Source organism: Pseudotabrizicola sp. (genome assembly GCF_030656345.1).
In the GTDB taxonomy this organism is placed as follows: Bacteria; Pseudomonadota; Alphaproteobacteria; order Rhodobacterales; family Rhodobacteraceae; genus Pseudotabrizicola.
In genome coordinates, this window is record NZ_JAUSNR010000032.1 from 170,555 (window position 1) to 187,553 (window position 16,999).

The following is a 16,999-nucleotide window of genomic DNA, read 5'->3' on the forward strand; positions in this document are numbered from 1 at the left end:
CGCACGGCGCACCCTACAACAATGAGGAAGGCCCGCTGTGAGCCAGCCCGGTAAATCGATTCTGCTGGTCGACGATGACCAGGAAATTCGCGAACTGCTGCACACCTACCTGAGCCGTGCCGGTTTTCAGGTGCGTACCGTCGGTGATGGCGCGGGCTTTCGCCAAGGGCTGTGCGCCGAGTCGGCCGACCTGGTGATTCTCGATGTGATGCTGCCCGATGAGGATGGTTTCAGCCTGTGTCGCTGGGTGCGCGAGCATCAGCGTTTTGCCCAGGTGCCGATCATCATGCTCACCGCCAGCTCGGATGAGACCGATCGGGTCATCGGCTTGGAACTGGGCGCCGACGACTACCTGGGCAAGCCGTTCAGCCCGCGTGAGTTGCTGGCGCGGATCAAGGCGCTGCTGCGCCGTGCGCATTTCACCCAGGAGCGTGGCAGCGAGGTGCTGGCTTTCGACGACTGGCGCCTGGACATGGTCAGCCACCGCCTGTTCCATACCGATGGCGAGGAGGTGATCCTCTCCGGTGCCGACTTCGCCCTGCTCAAGCTGTTTCTCGATCACCCGCAGCAGATCCTCGACCGCGACACCATCGGCAACGCCACCCGCGGGCGCGAGGTGATGCCGCTGGAGCGCATCGTCGACATGGCGGTCAGCCGTTTGCGCCAGCGCCTGCGCGATACCGGCAAGCCGGCGCGGCTGATCCGCACCGTGCGCGGCAGCGGTTACCAGCTGGCCGCGACGGTCGCGCCGCATAACCATGTCTAGCCTGCGCAAGTGGTTGTCGCTGCCACGCTCGCTGCTCGGGCGCATGCTGCTGCTGACCCTGCTGGTGGTGTTGCTGGCCCAGGCCTTGTCCAGCGTGATCTGGGTGTCGCAGTTGCGCGCCAGTCAGATGGAGGGCCTGCTCACCAGTTCGCGCAGCCTGGCCCAGTCGATGGCCGCCAGCGTCGGCTACTTCCGCTCGTTACCGCTGGGCTACCGGCCCATGGTGCTCGATCAACTGCGCAATATGGGCGGTACGCGCTTCTTCGTCTCGCTTAATGACAGCCCCTTGAGCATGCAGGTGTTGCCGGAAACCCCGCGCAAGCGCGCGGTGTTGAATGCGGTCGATGCGACCCTGCGCGAGCGTCTGGGCAATGATCTGGATCTGCTGGTGCAGTTCGTCAGCCCGGATGATCTGCGCATCTTCAATAGCGCATTGAAACTGGACGAGCTACCGCGCTCCTGGGCGCATTACGCCCTGAGTCTGGAGCCACTCAACCCGCCGGTGCTGGTGACCCAGATTCAGATCGCCCCGGGCGAATGGCTGTACCTCGCCTCCTTGATGCCCGAACCCTATGTCGGCCTGGAACAGCAGGGGCTGCCGGCACAGCAGCTGTGGTTCATCATCCTCACCAGCAGTTTTTTGCTGCTGTTCATCGGCATTCTGGTGCACTGGCAGAGCCGTCCGCTCAAGCGCCTGGCGCTGGCGGCGCGGGAAATGTCGCTGGGCAGCGAGGTCGAGCCGCTGGCCGAGGCGGGCGGCAGCGAGGTGGTCGAGGTCAGTCGCGCGTTCAACGCCATGCGCGAACGCATCGGTCGTTACCTGCGCGAGCGCAGCCAGCTGTTCAGTGCCATTTCCCATGACCTGCGCACGCCCATTACTCGCCTGCGTTTGCGTGTCGAGTTGCTTGACGACGAAGCCGTGCAGGCCAAGTTCGGCCGTGACCTGGATGAGCTGGAGATGCTGGTCAAAGGCGCCTTGCAGTGCGTCAAGGACACCGACATCCATGAAAATATCGAGCCGGTCGACCTTAATCAGTTACTTAACTGCGTAATCGAGCCCTACCTGGCGCCGGCCGGTAATGGTCGGGTGACCCTGGATGGCCAGGCATGCGCGGCTTATCCCGGCAAACCCCTGGCGCTCAAGCGCTGCATCGGCAACCTGGTGGACAACGCGCTGAAGTACGGGCAGAACGCCCACCTGCACATCGCGGACGATGGCCAGGCTTTTGTCCTGCATGTCGACGACGAGGGCCCGGGCGTGCCCGAACAGCGCCTGGAACAGGTGTTCGAGCCACATTTCCGCCTGGCCGGACAGCAGCAAGGCTACGGCCTGGGCCTGGGCATCGCGCGCAACATCGCCCACAGTCACGGCGGTGAGGTGAGCCTGCGCAACCTGCGTGAGGGCGGCTTGCGGGTGACCCTGAGTTTGCCGCGTTGATCGCCGTAGGCTGTGCGCTCCGCTTATATAGGGATGCCCGGGGCAATGGTGCGCACGGCCTAGGCGGCTTCGCACACCCTACGGTGCTCCTGCTTTGTAACCAGCCGGTGACCTTTGCGCATCCCTTCGTTACCCGCAGCGGCGCCGACCCTGTTTAGACTCAACCACAGCGCAAGCACCAGACTTGCCGGTGAATAACAACAAGAAAGGAACCTGCTCATATGAATGCGATTTCTCGCCTGTCCACCGCTGTTTCCCTCGCCGCCCTGATGCCGCTGACCGCCCTTGCCGGCGAAGTCGAAGTGCTGCACTGGTGGACCTCCGGTGGCGAAAAACGCGCCGCCGATACCCTGCAAAAACTGGTCGAAGACCAGGGCCACACCTGGAAGGACTTCGCCGTCGCCGGTGGTGGTGGTGAAGCGGCCATGACCGTGCTGAAGACCCGTGCCGTCTCTGGTAATCCGCCTGCCGCGGCGCAGATCAAGGGCCCGGACATCCAGGAATGGGGCGAGCTGGGCCTGCTTGCCGACCTTAATCAGGTGGCCGAGCAGAACGGCTGGAATGAGCTGTTGCCATCTCAGGTGATCGAGACGATGCAGTTCGGTGGCGACTACGTGGCGGTACCGGTCAACGTGCACCGGGTCAACTGGCTGTGGATCAACCCCGAGGTATTTGCCAAGGCCGGCGCCACGCCGCCAACCACCCTCGATGAATTCTTCACCGCCGCGGAAAAGCTCAAAGCCGCCGGCTTCATGCCTCTGGCCCACGGTGGTCAGCCTTGGCAGGACAGTACCGTATTCGAAGACCTGGCCCTGGCGGTACTGGGTCCGGATGACTTTCACAAGGCCTTCGTCGACCTGGACGAGTCGGTGTTGACCGGTGCCAAGATGGTCGAGGTATTCGCCGCCCTGCAGAAACTGCGCGGTTATGTCGATGCCAATGCCGCCGGACGTGACTGGAACAGCGCCACCGCCATGGTCATCAATGGCAAGGCCGGCATGCAGATCATGGGCGACTGGGCCAAAAGCGAATGGACCGCTGCCGGCAAGGTTGCCGGCAGCGACTATGAGTGCCTGCCGTTCCCCGGCACCCAGGGCAGCTTCGCCTACAACATCGATTCGCTGGCCATGTTCAAGCTGAGCAATGCGGACAACCGCAAGGCCCAGGAAGACCTGGCGCGCACCGTGATGGAACCGGAGTTCCAGCAGTTCTTCAACCAGAATAAAGGCTCGATTCCGGTGCGTATGGATCAGGACATGAGCAGCTTCGATGCCTGCGCGCAGAAGTCCATGATCGACTTCAAGGAAGCCGCCGCCAATGGTGGTCTGCAGCCGAGCCTGGCCCACGGCATGGCCGCCTCCAGCTATGTGCAGGGCGCGGTGTTCGATGTGGTGACCAACTTCTTCAATAGCACCAAGGCCGATCCGCAGAAGGCTGCCCAGCAGTTGGCTGCAGCCATCCGCGCCGTGCAGTAAAGCCAGCCCGGCCGCCGGTACGCCGGCGGCTAACCCACTACGTTTGACCTGCTTATCCCTGGCCCATGCCCTCCGGCGCGCGCCACGGGATCGGCCGTGCCGGATTTTTGTGGCGCAACACGCAACGGAGTCATTCCATGAGTTCAATCGCAGTTTTCACCAAAGCTTCACCATTGGATGCGCTGCAACGCTGGCTGCCCAAGCTGGTGCTGGCACCGACGATGCTGGTCGTGCTGGTCGGTTTCTATGGCTACATCCTCTGGACCTTTGCTCTTTCGTTCACCAGTTCGCGCTTTATGCCCAGCTATTCCTGGGTTGGCCTGCAGCAGTACGCACGCCTGTGGGACAACGACCGCTGGTGGGTGGCGAGCCAGAATCTGTTGCTCTTTGGCGGCCTGTTCATCGGCATCAGTCTGGTGATCGGCGTGCTGTTGGCGGTGCTGCTGGATCAGCGGATTCGCCGCGAAGGCTTTATTCGCACTATTTTTCTCTATCCCATGGCGCTGTCGATGATCGTCACCGGCACCGCCTGGAAGTGGCTGCTCAATCCCGGCCTGGGCATTGACAAGATGCTCCGCGACTGGGGCTGGGAAGGCTTTCGTTTCGACTGGCTGGTGGACCCTGATCGGGTGGTCTACTGCCTGGTGATCGCCGCGGTCTGGCAGTCTTCCGGCTTCGTCATGGCGCTGTTCCTCGCCGGCTTGAGGGGTGTCGATCAGTCGATCATCCGCGCCGCCCAGGTCGATGGCGCCAGCCTGCCGAACATCTACTTGCGCATCGTTTTGCCGAGCCTGGGGCCGGTGTTCTTCAGTGCCCTGATGATCCTCTCGCACATCGCGATCAAGAGCTTCGACCTGGTCGCCTCGATGACCGCTGGCGGCCCCGGTTACGCCTCTGATCTCCCGGCGATGTTCATGTACGCCCACACCTTTACCCGCGGCCAGATGGGCCTCGGCGCCGCCAGTGCGATCCTCATGCTCGGTGCGGTGCTGGCGATCCTGGTGCCTTACCTGTACTCCGAGTTGCGAGGCAAGCGTCATGACTAAGCCCGCTTTTAGCCTGAGCCGCGTGGCGATCTACGCCACCTTGCTGGCCGCCTGCGCGGTCTACCTGGTCCCGCTGGTGATCATGCTGTTGACCAGCTTCAAGAGCCCGGAAGATATCCGTACCGGCAACCTGTTGTCCTGGCCCGAGGTGTTCACCGCCATCGGCTGGCTGAAGGCCTGGGACGGGGTCGGCGGCTACTTCTGGAATTCGGTGAAGATCACCATTCCAGCGGTGCTGATCTCCACCGTGATCGGCGCGCTGAACGGTTATGTGCTGGCCATGTGGCGCTTTCGCGGCTCGCAGCTGTTCTTCGGTCTGCTGTTATTCGGCTGTTTCCTGCCGTTCCAGGTGGTGCTGCTGCCGGCGTCCTTCACCATCGGTCAGCTCGGCCTGGCCAACACCACCAGCGGTCTGGTGCTGATCCATGTGGTCTACGGCATGGCCTTCACCACGCTGTTCTTTCGCAACTACTACGTGAGCATTCCGGAGGCCCTGGTACGGGCGGCGCGGCTCGATGGTGCAGGCTTCTTCACCATCTTCGGACGCATCCTGCTGCCCATGTCGACCCCGATCATCATGGTCTGCCTGATCTGGCAGTTCACCCAGATCTGGAACGACTTCCTGTTCGGTGTGGTGTTCGCCAGCGGCGATACCCAGCCGATCACCGTGGCCCTGAACAACCTGGTCAACACCAGCACCGGGGCCAAGGAATACAACGTCGACATGGCCGCAGCGATGATCGCCGGGCTACCGACCCTGGTGGTCTATGTGCTGGCCGGTAAGTACTTCCTGCGTGGGCTCACAGCCGGCGCAGTCAAAGGTTAGGAGAACGATATGGCAACCCTCGAACTGCGTAACGTCAACAAGTCCTACGGCAGCGGCCTGGTGGACACCCTGAAGAACATCGAGATATCGATCGAGTCCGGCGAGTTCCTGATCCTGGTCGGTCCGTCCGGTTGTGGCAAATCGACCCTGATGAACTGCATCGCCGGCCTGGAAGATATCAGTGGCGGGGCGATCCTGGTCGACGGTCAGGACATCAGCGGCAAGAGCCCCAAGGACCGTGACATCGCCATGGTCTTTCAGTCCTATGCGCTGTACCCGACCATGACCGTGCACGGCAACATCGCCTTCGGCCTGAAGATGCGCAAGATGGCCCCGGCCGACATCGAGGCGGAAGTGGCGCGGGTCGCCAAGTTGCTGCAAATCGAACACCTGCTGGCGCGCAAACCCGGCCAACTGTCCGGCGGCCAGCAGCAGCGTGTGGCCATGGGTCGGGCGCTGGCGCGGCGGCCGAAGATCTACCTGTTCGATGAGCCGCTATCGAACCTCGACGCCAAGCTGCGCGTCGAGATGCGCACCGAAATCAAGCTGATGCACCAGCGCCTGAAGACCACCACGGTCTACGTCACCCACGACCAGATCGAGGCCATGACCCTGGGCGACAAGGTGGCGGTGATGAAGGACGGCATCATCCAGCAGTTCGGCACCCCCAAGCAGATCTACAACGACCCGGCCAATCTGTTCGTGGCGAGCTTTATCGGTTCGCCGCCGATGAACTTCATTCCCCTGCGTCTGCAGCGTCGCGATGGTCAGTTGCTGGCCCTGCTCGACAGCGGTCAGGCGCGTTGCGAACTGCCGCTGGGGGCGATGGAGGAGGGCTTCGAGAGTCGTGAGGTGATCCTCGGCATTCGCCCCGAGCAGATCCTCCTGGCCACCGCCGAGAGCCGCAATCAGTCGTCGATCCGCGCCGAGGTCGAGGTTGTCGAGCCCACCGGGCCGGACACCCTGGTGTTCGTCGAACTCAACCAGACCAAGGTCTGCTGCCGCCTGGCCCCGGACGATGCGCCGCAGGTGGGGCAGACCCTGGAGCTGCAGTTCGACCCGAGCAAGGTGCTGCTGTTCGACGCCAAAAGCGGCGAGCGCCTGCTGCCGGGAAAGCCGCAACCGCTTGAGCGCAAGGTGGCTCAATTCAAGGTCGGTTAGGTCGGTAGGGTGCGCTATGCGCACCAATAGCCCCACAGAATCCGCCGCTTCGGCGGTTACCCGCAGCACTTCACACAATAAAAACAATCAGGAGCAGCCATGAAGATCAGTTTCAATCCCCGGTCATTGCGTGTCGCCCGTGGTGCGCGCGGCGCACCCTACCTGCTGGCCTTGGCCCTGGCAGTGCCCCAGGCCCAGGCGCTGGAGTTCAGCGGCTATGTGCGCAGCGGTGCGGGCAGTACGGAGAACGGCGGAAGCCAGTCGTGCTTCCAGTTGCCCGGCGCGCAGTCGAAATACCGTCTGGGTAACGAGTGCGAGCAGTACATGGAGCTGGATCTGCGTCAGGATCTGCTGACCCTGGACGACGGCTCGGTGCTCAGCGTCGAGGGCATGGCCCAGCTGTACAACGCCTATGGCCACACGCCGAAATTCAGTGGCGACTATGGCTTCGCCAGGATGAACCAGATGTACGCCGAGTGGAGCAAGGTGCCAGCGCTCAATGGCGGCTCGCTGTGGGCCGGGCGGCGCTTCTACAAGCGTAACGATATCCATATCAGCGATTTCTTCTACTGGAACCAGAGCGCCACCGGCGCCGGTATCGAGGACTTCGCGCTGGGCGGGCTGAAATACAGCTACGCCTTCTCGCGCAAGGACAGCTACTTTCAAGACCCCTATATCAATCGCCATGACTTCAACGTCGCCGGCTTCAAGCCCAACCCGGGCGGTGAGCTGGAATTCGGCCTGAGCTTTATCGACAAGCCCGATAGCACCGACGCCAACAGCGGCTGGGCGCTAACCGCACAGCACAAGCAGGCCGATTTTCTCGGTGGCAGCAATACCCTGGCCCTGCAGTACGGTCAGGGTCCGGGCACCGGGCTGGGTTATACCGGCGATGTGACCCTTGATAGCGACAACAAGAGCTATCGCCTGGTGGAAATCTACAACTGGCAGGCCACGCCACGCTGGGGCGGCCAGGCACAGTTCGTCTTCCAGAAGGATGTGCGTCCCGATGGCAGCGATCAGGACTGGCTGTCGGTGGGTGGGCGTACCAGTTATGCCTTCACTGAGCAGTTCAAGCTGGTCGGCGAGCTGGGCTTTGATCAGGTCGACGCGGTGGATGGCACGCGCAAACTGAGCAAGTTCACCGTGGCGCCGACCTGGTCGCCGGCGGGTCAGGACTTCTGGGCGCGTCCGGAAATTCGCCTGTATTACACCTATGCCAGCTGGAACGAGGCGGCGCAACGTGCGGCCAGTTTGCTGGCGGCAGGCTCGGCACTGTCCGATAGCGGTGCCTTTGACAGCGCCCGGCATGGCTCCAACTTCGGTGTCCAGGTCGAATACTGGTGGTGATCGCCTGTTGTGAGCGGGTCGATGCTGCCGGCTAAGCCGCGGCGTTCGACTAGCGCGTCGACAACCCGGCCGGGGGCTGCTGCAGAGCATCCCCTGGCCGGGTTGTTTGTGTCGTGCGCCGGGCCAGCCTTGCGCTGGGTGACTCACCAGGAGCGTGAATTGCTGCTGGTCGAGCATGCGCGTTTCCAGGCCATATTCAGTCGCCAGGGCGGCCAATTGCTGCACTTCCAACCACGCGGCCAGCGGCCCTGGTTGTGGTGCGCCAGCCGTTGGCCGCGCGGCGGTGCGATTCGCGGCGGGGTGCCGGTGTGCTGGCCCTGGTTCGGTCGTCACCCCAGCGAAAGCGGTTGGCCGTCCCACGGCTGGGCACGGCTGAGTGACTGGCAATTGCTCGGCAGCGAGGTGGATGAGCGGGGCGTGCGGCTGAGCTGGCAGTTGCAGCTGTGCGACTGGACGGTGACCCTGGAAGTCGAACTAGGCGAACAGATGAAGCTACGCCTGCGCACCTCGCATCAGGACAGCGAGCCCTGCCAGCTCAGCCATGCCTTGCATGCCTACTGGTGCATCAGCGATGTTGCGCGGATGGCGTTACTTGGCCTGGATGGTGCCCAAGGCTACGACCTGCTGAAGCGCGGCGACTGTCAGCAGCGCGGCGAGTTGCGCATTGAGGATGGCTGTCACCAAATATTCGACCATGGCGCGCTGGTTCAGGTACAGGACCTGGCCTGGCAGCGGCGTCTGCTGGTCGATACCCGTGGCGGCGCCAACAGCGTGGTCTGGCATCCGGGTAGCCGGCCGCTGACCGATGTGAGTTGGCGCGAGGCGCTGGGGTTTGTCTGCGTCCAGGCCGCCAGTTGCCGCGCCGACAGCCTGACCCTCAAGCCGGGGGAGGAGGCCTTACTGGAGCTGAAGGCGCGCCTGGGTTGAGCACGCACAACCCGTAGATTCTATGTTCATCTGCAAGGTCTGCGGCATCGCTATTGGTGGATGAAAAAGGCGCCAGCTACGCGCCCCGAACCACCCTGCACCGCTCTCGTAGCTCGGGTGTAATCCTGGAGTCGTCCTTGAAAGTGGTCCCGGATTGCGCCAGGGCTTATTCGGGCTATGGGGCGGGTTTCTCGGGCAACGCTGCGGCCCTTGCGTGAATCAGCTCGGCTCCTCGTCCAGCGGATAGCGGCTGGCGTTGAGGCTTTCCTTGATCTTGCGCAGGTGCGGCTGGAAGTCCACGCCACGGCGCAGGGTCATGCCGGTGGCGAGCACGTCGAGCACGGTGAGCTGGATGATCCGCGAGGTCATCGGCATGTAGATGTCGGTGTCTTCCGGCAGCGGGATGTTCAGGCTCAAGGTGCTGGCCTGGGCCAGGGGTGAGCCGGCGGCAGTCAGGCCGAGTACCGAGGCGCCATTTTCCCGGGCCAGGCGTGCCACTTCCACCAGCTCGCGGGTGCGCCCAGTGTAGGAGATGATCACGAACAGGTCGCCGGTGTGCGCCACCGAGGCGAGCATTCGCTGCATCAGCACGTCGGCGTGGGCGGAGACGGCCAGGTTGAAGCGGAAGAACTTGTGTTGGGCGTCCAGCGCCACCGGGGCCGAGGCGCCGAGGCCGAAGAAGTGGATCTGCCGTGCCTGGATCAGCAGGTCGACTGCGCGGCTGACCAGCTGTGGGTCAAGGGACTGGCAGGCGCTGTCCAGCGAGGCAATGGCGCTGCCGAAGATCTTGCGGGTATAGGCCTCGGGGTCATCATCGGCTTCCACCGCACGGCTGACATAGGCGGCACCGCTGGCCAGGCTCTGCGCCAGCTGCATCTTCAGCTCGGGGTAGCCGCTGACGCCGAACGAGCGACAGAAGCGGTTGACCGTCGGTTCGCTGACCAGGGCGGCTTGCGCCAGGGCGGCGATACTCAGGCGGGTGGCTTGCTGCGGGTTGCGCAGAATCACTTCGGCGACTTTACGTTCAGCCTTGTTAAGGCTGTCGAGTCGGCCCTGGATCTGTTCCAGAAGATTGCGCACGCGGTCCATTGTTATTCCTTAGCCGGGGCTGAAATTGCTGGCCTATCGTACTGATGGGGCCAAGGGGCTACCACTGGAAAGTGTTTTTTAGCAAAATGTTGTTTTTATTACAACATATGGCCTTGATAAAATCCTGTGCACAGGGTATTTCTAGCTTAACTTGATAAAAGAACAAACATCATGCCTTCGATAACCGTTGAATCCTGTACGTTTGCCTTGTTCGGTGCGCTGGGCGATCTGGCTCTACGCAAATTGTTTCCGGCACTCTACCAACTCGATCGCGCCGGGCTGTTGCATGCCGATACGCGGATTTTCGCCCTGGCGCGCGAGAATGGCGAGGCGTCCCAGCATCTGGCCTCTATTGGTGAACACCTGTTACGCCATGTGCCCGCCCGCGAGATCGACCAGGTGGTGTTGCAGCGTTTCCAGGCGCGGCTCAGCTACCTGACCATGGACTTCCTCCAGGCCGACGACTATGACGCGCTGGCAGAGCAGGTTGGCACCAGCGAACGGCTGATCGCCTATTTCGCCACGCCGGCCTCGGTCTACGGCGGGATCTGCGCCAACCTGGCGCGGGTCGGCCTGACCGAGCGGGCGCGGGTGGTGCTGGAAAAACCCATCGGCCACGATCTGCAGTCATCGCGGGCGGTCAACGATGCCGTTGCGCAGTATTTTCCGGAAACCCGCATTTATCGCATCGACCATTACCTAGGCAAGGAAACGGTGCAGAACCTGATCGCCCTGCGTTTTGCCAACAGCCTGTTCGAAACCCAGTGGAACCAGAATCACATCTCCCATGTGGAGATCACCGTGGCGGAGAAGGTCGGCATCGAGGGTCGCTGGGGGTACTTCGACCAGGCCGGGCAGCTGCGCGACATGATCCAGAATCACCTGCTGCAGCTGCTCTGCCTGATCGCCATGGACCCGCCCAGCGAACTGTCCGCCGACAGCATCCGCGACGAGAAGGTCAAGGTACTCAAGGCACTGGAACCGATCACCTCCGCGCAACTCAGCCGCCAGGTGGTGCGTGGTCAGTACGTGGCTGGCAGCAGCGATGGCAAGGCGGTGCCGGGTTATCTGCAGGAGGAAAACTCCAACACCCAGAGCGATACCGAAACCTTCGTCGCCATTCGCGCGGACATTCGCAACTGGCGCTGGGCCGGCGTGCCGTTCTACCTGCGCACCGGCAAGCGCATGGCGGAAAAAATGTCGCAGATCGTCATCCACTTCAAGGAAACCCCGCACTACATCTTCGCCCCGGAGCAGCGCCAGTTGATCGGTAACAAGCTGATCATCCGCCTGCAACCGGATGAGGGTATCGCCCTGCAGGTGATGACCAAGGATCAGGGCCTGGACAAGGGCATGCAGTTGCGTAGTCACGCCTTGCAGTTGAATTTCTCCGACACCTACCGCAGCGCGCGGATTCCCGATGCCTACGAGCGGTTGCTGCTGGAAGTGATGCGCGGTAATCAGAACCTGTTCGTGCGCAAGGACGAAATCGAATGTGCCTGGCTGTGGTGCGATCAGCTGATCGCCGGCTGGAAGCAACTGGGCGATGCACCGAAACCCTATGCCGCCGGCACGTGGGGGCCGATGGGGTCGATTGCCCTGATCACCCGCGACGGGAGGTCCTGGTATGGCGATCTCTGATCTCGATTTACCGCTGGGCGTGGTGGCGCGCAGCCTGAGCAATCCGGCCCAGCTGGCCAAGGCTTTGGCCCAGGCGGTCGCCGAGGCGTTGCGCGTGGCGATCGAAACCCAGGGTCAGGCGACTCTGGTGGTGTCCGGTGGGCGCAGCCCGATAGCGTTTTTCGAGGCCCTGGCGCAGCAGCCGCTGCACTGGGCGCAGGTGGTGATCAGCCTGGCCGACGAGCGCTGGGTGCCGGTCGCCCACCCCGACAGCAACGAAGGCCTGGTGCGCCGTCACTTGCTCCGTGGCCCAGCCGCCGCCGCACGCTTTGTGGGCTTGTACCAGCCGGCTGCCAACCTGGAACAAGCGGCGCTGCAAGCCGATCAGGCCCTGGCCGAGTTGCCGCCGATCGACGTGCTGGTGCTGGGCATGGGCGACGACGGCCACACCGCCTCGCTGTTCCCGGAAAGCCCGAATCTGCACGACGCCTTGCAGGCCGACTGCTTGCGCCGCTGCCTGCCGATGCTGGCGCCCAGCGTGCCGCATCAGCGCCTGAGCATGACCTTGCCGTTACTGAGCTCTGCACGTTTGCCGCTGCTGGCCCTGCAGGGGCAAGGCAAGCTCAAGACCCTGGCCGCCGCCCTGGCTGAGGCCGAGGTGGCGAGCATGCCGGTGCGCGCGCTATTGCATTCCCCCCTTGAGATTTACTGGTGCCCCTAGGGCCGAAGGACCAGCCGATATGACGACCAACGACCAAAGCCCGCAGGCCCGCATGGCTGCAAAAATCGCCCAGATCGACAGCCTCTGCGCCCGCGCGCGGATCATGCCGGTGATCACCATCGCCCGTGAGGCGGACATCCTGCCATTGGCCGATGCCCTGGCGGCCGGCGGCCTGAGCGTGCTGGAAATCACCCTGCGTTCGGCCCATGGCCTGACCGCCATTCGCCTGCTGCGCGAGCAACGCCCTGAACTCTGTGTCGGCGCCGGCACCGTGCTCGACTTGCAGATGCTCGCTGCCGCCGAGGAGGCCGGTGCGCAGTTCATCGTCACCCCCGGCTCCACCGCCGAACTGCTCAAGGCCAGCCTGGACAGCCCGGTGCCGATGTTGCCCGGCACCAGCAGTGCCTCGGACATCATGCTCGGCTATGCCCTCGGCTACCGCCGCTTCAAGCTGTTCCCCGCGGAAGTCTGCGGCGGCACGGCGGCGCTCAAGGCTCTCGGTGGCCCCTTCGGTGATGTGCGTTTCTGCCCCACCGGCGGCATCAATCCCGACAACCTGCAGCGCTACATGGCCCTGGCCAACGTGATGTGCGTCGGCGGCACCTGGATGTTCGACAGCCAGTGGGTCAAGGACGGCGACTGGGCGCGCATCCAGCAGTGCAGTGCCGAGGCCCTGCAGTTGTTGGATTGAGGATGTGTAGGGTGCGCGGGGCTGTCTAGGCCATGCGCACCATCCTATGAGCGCAGCGTGCCCATTAGTGCGCACGGCGCACCCTACAGGTTGTATGGCGCCGCTGCGTTTGATCCGGATCGACCCTGCATTGGGATTGCCCCCACCATGACTGATTCCCCGATCGAGCAGCCGTTGCTGCTCGGCATGATGCGCCTGCTCGATTATCCCGAACTGGCGACCCCGCAGGCCCTGCTGGGCTTTGTCGAACGTTGCGTCGAGCGGGGCTTGAATGCGTTCGATCACGCCAATATCTATGGCCTGGGCCAGTGCGAAACGCACTTTGGCGCGGCCTTGCGCCTGCGCCCGCAGTTGCGCGGGCAGCTGCAACTGATCAGCAAGGCCGACATAGTGCCGGCGGCCCTGGACGGCTCGCGCTGGCAGGTCAAGCACTACAACAGCGGGGCGGCCTACCTGACCGCTGCAGTCGAGGCTTCGCTGGCGCGTCTGGGCGTCGAGCGCATGGATGGCTTTCTCCTGCACCGTCCCGACCCGCTGCTGTGCGCCGATGAAGTGGTGCGCGCCCTGCAGGCCCTGGTCGAGAGTGGCAAGGTCGGTTGGCTGGGGCTGTCGAATGCCGCGCCGCTACACTGGCAAAGCCTGGGTCGCGAGCTGCCGCTGCGCTGCAACCAGATCGAACTGTCGCTGTTGGCTCAGTCGAGCGCCTGGGATGGCCAGTTGCAGGCCATGCAAGCCGATGGCTTGCAGGTACTGGCCTGGTCGCCGTTGGCCGGTGGGGCTTTTACCCCGGCCTTGCAGCAGGCCCTGGCTGAGGTAGCGACAGCCGTGCAGGCAACCCCCAATCAGGTCGCCCTGGCCTGGGTGCGCCGTTTGCCGGGCAGCCCGCGGCCGATCCTCGGTAGCCTGCGCTGGTCGCGGATTGAAGAGGCGTTGAACGGCGCGGCGCTGCAGCTGGACGCCCCGACCTGGTTCTACCTGGCCGAAGCGGCACGCGGGCACAGGGCGCCCTGACGGGCCCTCCTATCAGGCTAAAAATAACCCGCTTTTATATATAGAAATTAAATCCACGCGGAGCCTTGTAGGAGCCAGCTTGCTTTTGATCTTTGCAGATCAAAAGCATCGTCGGAGCGCCGAACCGCAGCAAGGGCTAGGCGTCCCCCAGACCCCTACACAGTTTGCTGCGCGACAGCGGGCGGGCCAACTGCTAGCGAAACAGCCGGCGCGGCAGCCAGTACAGATACCCCAGCATGCCGAACAGTTCGACCAGCGACTGCACGACGATCACCACTGCCGCCACTTCCCAGCCGTGCGGCAAGCTCAGGGCAAAGGGCAGGACCACGAAGGAGTTGCGCGTGCCCAGGCTGAAGGCGAGGGTGCGCCCGTGGCTGGCGGGCAGCTGCCAGGCCAGCGCCAGCAGCTTGGCGATCACAGCTGCCAGCAGCAGGTAGGCGATAAACACCGGCAGCAATAGCGGTAGCAGCTCTAGGGCATTCTTTACCGCCGCGACCTGAGCACCTGCTATCAGTAGTACCACCAGGCCCAGCAGCGGTACCGGCCACCAGGCCAGGTGTTGACGCAGTGCGTCGCGCCCGGTCCGCGCCTCGAGCCAGCGCTCGCTCAGCGCCGCCAGCAGCAAGGGGACCAGCACAACCAGCAGCGCGGGTACTGCATCCCTGACTGTCAGTGCGCTGGTCAGTTGCGCGTCTGTCAGCAGCCACAGGTAGACGGGTAGCAGCAGCAATTGCAGCAGCAGGTTGATCGGGGTCACGGCCACCGCGCGCGGTACATCGCCGCCGCCCAGCTGGGTGAAGGAGATGAACCAGTCCGTGCAGGGCACCAGCAACACCAGCAGCACCCCCACGCGCAGTACCGGATCATCCGGCAGCCAGTGCAGCAGGCCCCAGACCAGCAGGGGCACGAGCAGGAAGTTGCCGACCAGCAAGGCGCTGATGAAGCGTCGATCAGCGAAGGCTGCGCGCAGGTGCAACAGTGGCACCTGGACGAAGGTCGTATAGAGCAACAGCATCAGCGTCGGCCACAGCATGGCTTGCAGGGTCGGGGCGATGCCCGGCAGCAGGCTGCCGAGCAGCAGCCCGGCGATGATGGCTGTCAGGTAAACCCAGACTTGCCGGCGTTCCAGTGTCAGACGATCCAATGCGGCGTTTCCGTAGGTTCTAGTGGTCGCGTGCGGCCAGCGGTTTGGCCGCGCCATCTTAGGCGGTTTTATTGCGCAAAGCCTTAGTCGTTGAAGGGCGCGCGCTGGCGCAGCGGTGGGCACTTATTCGCTAGCAGCGTCTGCCTGCTGGCGCTGGATCTCCTTGCGCTTCATCGTCAGGTACTGCTCGCGCTCGAGTTCGTGCAGTTGCGCCGGGTAGTGCTCGACAGCGTCGTACCAGAGTTGCAGGCGCTTTTCCTGGCGGGTTAGCGGCGGCTCCGGCAGGGCGTTCAGGTAGGCCTCGATCGCCAGGTAGTAACGCATGGTGTTGCGTTCGATCACCCCGCGCATGCCGCCGATGTAGACGGGCTGACCCGAGGCTGTCCGGCCGACGATGCTGAAGCCCACCTTGTTGCGTCCCAGTGTCGCCAGGTAGCTCTGCGTGGCCATGCGGGCTGCAACGCCATACGCATAGGAATAGGAGAGGTGGAGGAAGCTGCGCCGGTCATCGAGGGCTACTGCTTCGAGCGCGATGCGGTAGCTGCGGGTGCCCAGCGGCCCGTCCCTGGCCTCCAATAGCACCTGAAGAAACTCGGGCGTCGCCGTGACGACCCGGTAGGTAAATTCGAACAGGTAGGCATCGGCCAGGGCCTGCTCGAACTTGCGGCCGATATGCAGGCGCAGGACTTCTCCGCCCGGACCCGCTGAGGCGCGGCAGTTTTTCACATTCAGGTGCAGGATCAGGATGTCGCACCAGTGCGTACTGCCTTGTAATGCCATGCCGACCAAGGCAAAGGGCTGCTCGATCACGGCGTAGATATCGCCCTGCAAGGTGTTGGCGGTTTGCCGGGACTCGAGATGCAGTGGGCGTTTAAAGGGGGTTTCGCTGAGTTGCTCGGTAAGGGCGGTATGCCGGGCCTTGAGCGCCTCGGCGTCTTGTGCGTGGGTGTGGCCGGCAACCAGCAGCGCCACCAGCATGCTCGCGCGCAACCACTGCAAACAGCCAGCGCCGGGCAGTAGAAGACACCTTACCGCAAGCACACGAACAATCCCTTGGCTCTTGCGTCGAGCTGCAGCCATGGCGCATCAAGGGGCTGCATGTTCGGTATGCAGGTGCTCAGTGCCAGGCTGGGAGTGATGGCATTCCGGCAATATGCTACTTGCATTGGCTACCCTCCCAAGGAGGTCTGTCGCGCTGCCGCCAGCGGGCAGTCGCAGCGATACATTCGCCTGAATGTATAAGCTAAAGAATAGTCACGGCGCCCATTCAACAGACACGCCATTGGTCGCTGTTTGTGGCGGGGTGATTGCTATGTTTGACAGCGCACCGAACTGGGAGGGCTAACGGTTGAAACTGCCCGGGTGCCTACTCGCTATTATTCGATCAGTGATGCTCGAAGCGTATCGGCATGGCTTGCCGTGGTGAGCGTGATACCTCGTGTCGAGGTTTCTGCGCCAGCGAGCTCGAACCATTTATGGAGAACGCCATGGGCTTGGGAACGATTCTGTTGATCGTGCTGTTGTTGATGCTGGTGGGTGCCATACCCGCGTGGCCGCATAGTCGACGTTGGGGCTATGGTCCGACGGGTGGGTTGGGCCTGGTGTTGATTATCGTATTGATCCTGCTGCTGATGGGGAGGCTGTAAAAGTTGCCCTGCTCTCGTTTGATTGACCAGTAGCTCTGCCGCTGGTTTTTACTCTAATTCGAGCGCTTGCCAGCTGCTGGTCTGGTCA

Annotated in this window: 16 protein-coding genes; 13 read left to right on the forward strand and 3 right to left on the reverse strand. The window is 63.2% G+C overall.

Translation table 11 applies throughout. The annotated features are described in order from the left end of the window. Nucleotides 1–37: 37 nt before the first annotated feature. The 8 genes from Q7J44_RS18655 (at nucleotide 38) to Q7J44_RS18690 (ending at nucleotide 8,989) form a co-directional block, all read left to right on the forward strand. Complete coding sequence (locus Q7J44_RS18655; RefSeq protein ID WP_304882499.1) at nucleotides 38–766, forward strand: response regulator; 729 nt, start codon at nucleotides 38–40, stop codon at nucleotides 764–766. Between the two features lie 43 nt (nucleotides 767–809). After that, nucleotides 810–2,204: an ATP-binding protein gene (locus Q7J44_RS18660; protein WP_304882501.1), complete on the forward strand. Its 1,395-nt coding sequence runs from the start codon at nucleotides 810–812 to the stop codon at nucleotides 2,202–2,204. A 221-nt stretch (nucleotides 2,205–2,425) separates the two neighbouring features. Continuing rightward, the gene (locus tag Q7J44_RS18665) at nucleotides 2,426–3,679 is read left to right on the forward strand and encodes an ABC transporter substrate-binding protein (RefSeq protein WP_304882503.1); all 1,254 of its coding nucleotides are present in this window, start codon (nucleotides 2,426–2,428) and stop codon (nucleotides 3,677–3,679) included. A gap of 137 nt (nucleotides 3,680–3,816) precedes the next feature. Then, nucleotides 3,817–4,725: a carbohydrate ABC transporter permease gene (locus Q7J44_RS18670; RefSeq protein ID WP_304882505.1), complete on the forward strand. Its 909-nt coding sequence runs from the start codon at nucleotides 3,817–3,819 to the stop codon at nucleotides 4,723–4,725. Next, a complete protein-coding gene (locus Q7J44_RS18675) occupies nucleotides 4,718–5,551 on the forward strand; it encodes a carbohydrate ABC transporter permease (protein ID WP_304882507.1) in 834 nt (277 codons plus the stop codon). Before Q7J44_RS18670 ends, Q7J44_RS18675 begins: the two co-directional genes overlap by 8 nt. A 9-nt stretch (nucleotides 5,552–5,560) precedes the next feature. Beyond that, complete coding sequence (locus tag Q7J44_RS18680; protein ID WP_304882509.1) at nucleotides 5,561–6,712, forward strand: ABC transporter ATP-binding protein; 1,152 nt, start codon at nucleotides 5,561–5,563, stop codon at nucleotides 6,710–6,712. A 99-nt stretch (nucleotides 6,713–6,811) separates the two neighbouring features. Beyond that, nucleotides 6,812–8,062, forward strand: a complete 1,251-nt coding sequence (locus Q7J44_RS18685; RefSeq protein ID WP_304882511.1) for a carbohydrate porin — start codon at nucleotides 6,812–6,814, stop codon at nucleotides 8,060–8,062. A 159-nt stretch (nucleotides 8,063–8,221) separates the two neighbouring features. Next, nucleotides 8,222–8,989, forward strand: a complete 768-nt coding sequence (locus Q7J44_RS18690; RefSeq protein WP_304882513.1) for a D-hexose-6-phosphate mutarotase — start codon at nucleotides 8,222–8,224, stop codon at nucleotides 8,987–8,989. Nucleotides 8,990–9,208: 219 nt separating this feature from the next. Here the strand turns inward: Q7J44_RS18690 and Q7J44_RS18695 are convergent, their stop codons facing one another. Next, nucleotides 9,209–10,078 (reverse strand): MurR/RpiR family transcriptional regulator, encoded by an 870-nt coding sequence (locus Q7J44_RS18695; protein ID WP_370693038.1) that lies wholly within the window; start codon nucleotides 10,076–10,078, stop codon nucleotides 9,209–9,211. Between the two features lie 171 nt (nucleotides 10,079–10,249). On the opposite strand from Q7J44_RS18695, the gene zwf reads away from it, so the two are divergent. From zwf to Q7J44_RS18715, 4 genes are all read left to right on the forward strand, one after another. Beyond that, a complete protein-coding gene (zwf, locus tag Q7J44_RS18700) occupies nucleotides 10,250–11,719 on the forward strand; it encodes a glucose-6-phosphate dehydrogenase (RefSeq protein WP_304882515.1) in 1,470 nt (489 codons plus the stop codon). Next, the gene (gene pgl / locus Q7J44_RS18705) at nucleotides 11,706–12,419 is read left to right on the forward strand and encodes a 6-phosphogluconolactonase (protein ID WP_304882517.1); all 714 of its coding nucleotides are present in this window, start codon (nucleotides 11,706–11,708) and stop codon (nucleotides 12,417–12,419) included. Before zwf ends, pgl begins: the two co-directional genes overlap by 14 nt. 19 nt (nucleotides 12,420–12,438) lie before the next feature. Beyond that, nucleotides 12,439–13,110 (forward strand): bifunctional 4-hydroxy-2-oxoglutarate aldolase/2-dehydro-3-deoxy-phosphogluconate aldolase, encoded by a 672-nt coding sequence (locus Q7J44_RS18710; protein ID WP_304882519.1) that lies wholly within the window; start codon nucleotides 12,439–12,441, stop codon nucleotides 13,108–13,110. A gap of 147 nt (nucleotides 13,111–13,257) precedes the next feature. Continuing rightward, on the forward strand, nucleotides 13,258–14,121 hold the full coding sequence (locus Q7J44_RS18715) for an aldo/keto reductase family oxidoreductase (RefSeq protein ID WP_304882521.1): 864 nt from the start codon (nucleotides 13,258–13,260) through the stop codon (nucleotides 14,119–14,121). A gap of 193 nt (nucleotides 14,122–14,314) precedes the next feature. On the opposite strand, the gene Q7J44_RS18720 is transcribed toward Q7J44_RS18715, so the two are convergent. Then, on the reverse strand, nucleotides 14,315–15,265 hold the full coding sequence (locus Q7J44_RS18720; RefSeq protein ID WP_304882523.1) for an arsenic resistance protein: 951 nt from the start codon (nucleotides 15,263–15,265) through the stop codon (nucleotides 14,315–14,317). A 123-nt stretch (nucleotides 15,266–15,388) separates the two neighbouring features. Further along, a complete protein-coding gene (locus tag Q7J44_RS18725) occupies nucleotides 15,389–16,243 on the reverse strand; it encodes a hypothetical protein (protein WP_304882525.1) in 855 nt (284 codons plus the stop codon). A gap of 515 nt (nucleotides 16,244–16,758) precedes the next feature. On the opposite strand from Q7J44_RS18725, the gene Q7J44_RS18730 reads away from it, so the two are divergent. Further along, nucleotides 16,759–16,911, forward strand: a complete 153-nt coding sequence (locus Q7J44_RS18730) for a DUF3309 family protein (protein WP_370693040.1) — start codon at nucleotides 16,759–16,761, stop codon at nucleotides 16,909–16,911. The last annotated feature ends 88 nt before the right edge of the window (nucleotides 16,912–16,999 follow it).

Coding starts and splice junctions, on each gene's coding strand:
- Q7J44_RS18710 (WP_304882519.1), top strand. CDS start 12,439: ATGACGACCAACGACCAAAGCCCGCAGGCCCGCATGGCTGCAAAAATC.
- Q7J44_RS18725 (WP_304882525.1), bottom strand. CDS start 16,243: ATGCTGGTGGCGCTGCTGGTTGCCGGCCACACCCACGCACAAGACGCC.
- Q7J44_RS18685 (WP_304882511.1), top strand. CDS start 6,812: ATGAAGATCAGTTTCAATCCCCGGTCATTGCGTGTCGCCCGTGGTGCG.
- Q7J44_RS18675 (WP_304882507.1), top strand. CDS start 4,718: ATGACTAAGCCCGCTTTTAGCCTGAGCCGCGTGGCGATCTACGCCACC.
- Q7J44_RS18715 (WP_304882521.1), top strand. CDS start 13,258: ATGACTGATTCCCCGATCGAGCAGCCGTTGCTGCTCGGCATGATGCGC.
- pgl (WP_304882517.1), top strand. CDS start 11,706: ATGGCGATCTCTGATCTCGATTTACCGCTGGGCGTGGTGGCGCGCAGC.
- Q7J44_RS18680 (WP_304882509.1), top strand. CDS start 5,561: ATGGCAACCCTCGAACTGCGTAACGTCAACAAGTCCTACGGCAGCGGC.
- Q7J44_RS18660 (WP_304882501.1), top strand. CDS start 810: ATGCTGCTGCTGACCCTGCTGGTGGTGTTGCTGGCCCAGGCCTTGTCC.
- zwf (WP_304882515.1), top strand. CDS start 10,250: ATGCCTTCGATAACCGTTGAATCCTGTACGTTTGCCTTGTTCGGTGCG.
- Q7J44_RS18665 (WP_304882503.1), top strand. CDS start 2,426: ATGAATGCGATTTCTCGCCTGTCCACCGCTGTTTCCCTCGCCGCCCTG.
- Q7J44_RS18695 (WP_370693038.1), bottom strand. CDS start 10,078: ATGGACCGCGTGCGCAATCTTCTGGAACAGATCCAGGGCCGACTCGAC.
- Q7J44_RS18670 (WP_304882505.1), top strand. CDS start 3,817: ATGAGTTCAATCGCAGTTTTCACCAAAGCTTCACCATTGGATGCGCTG.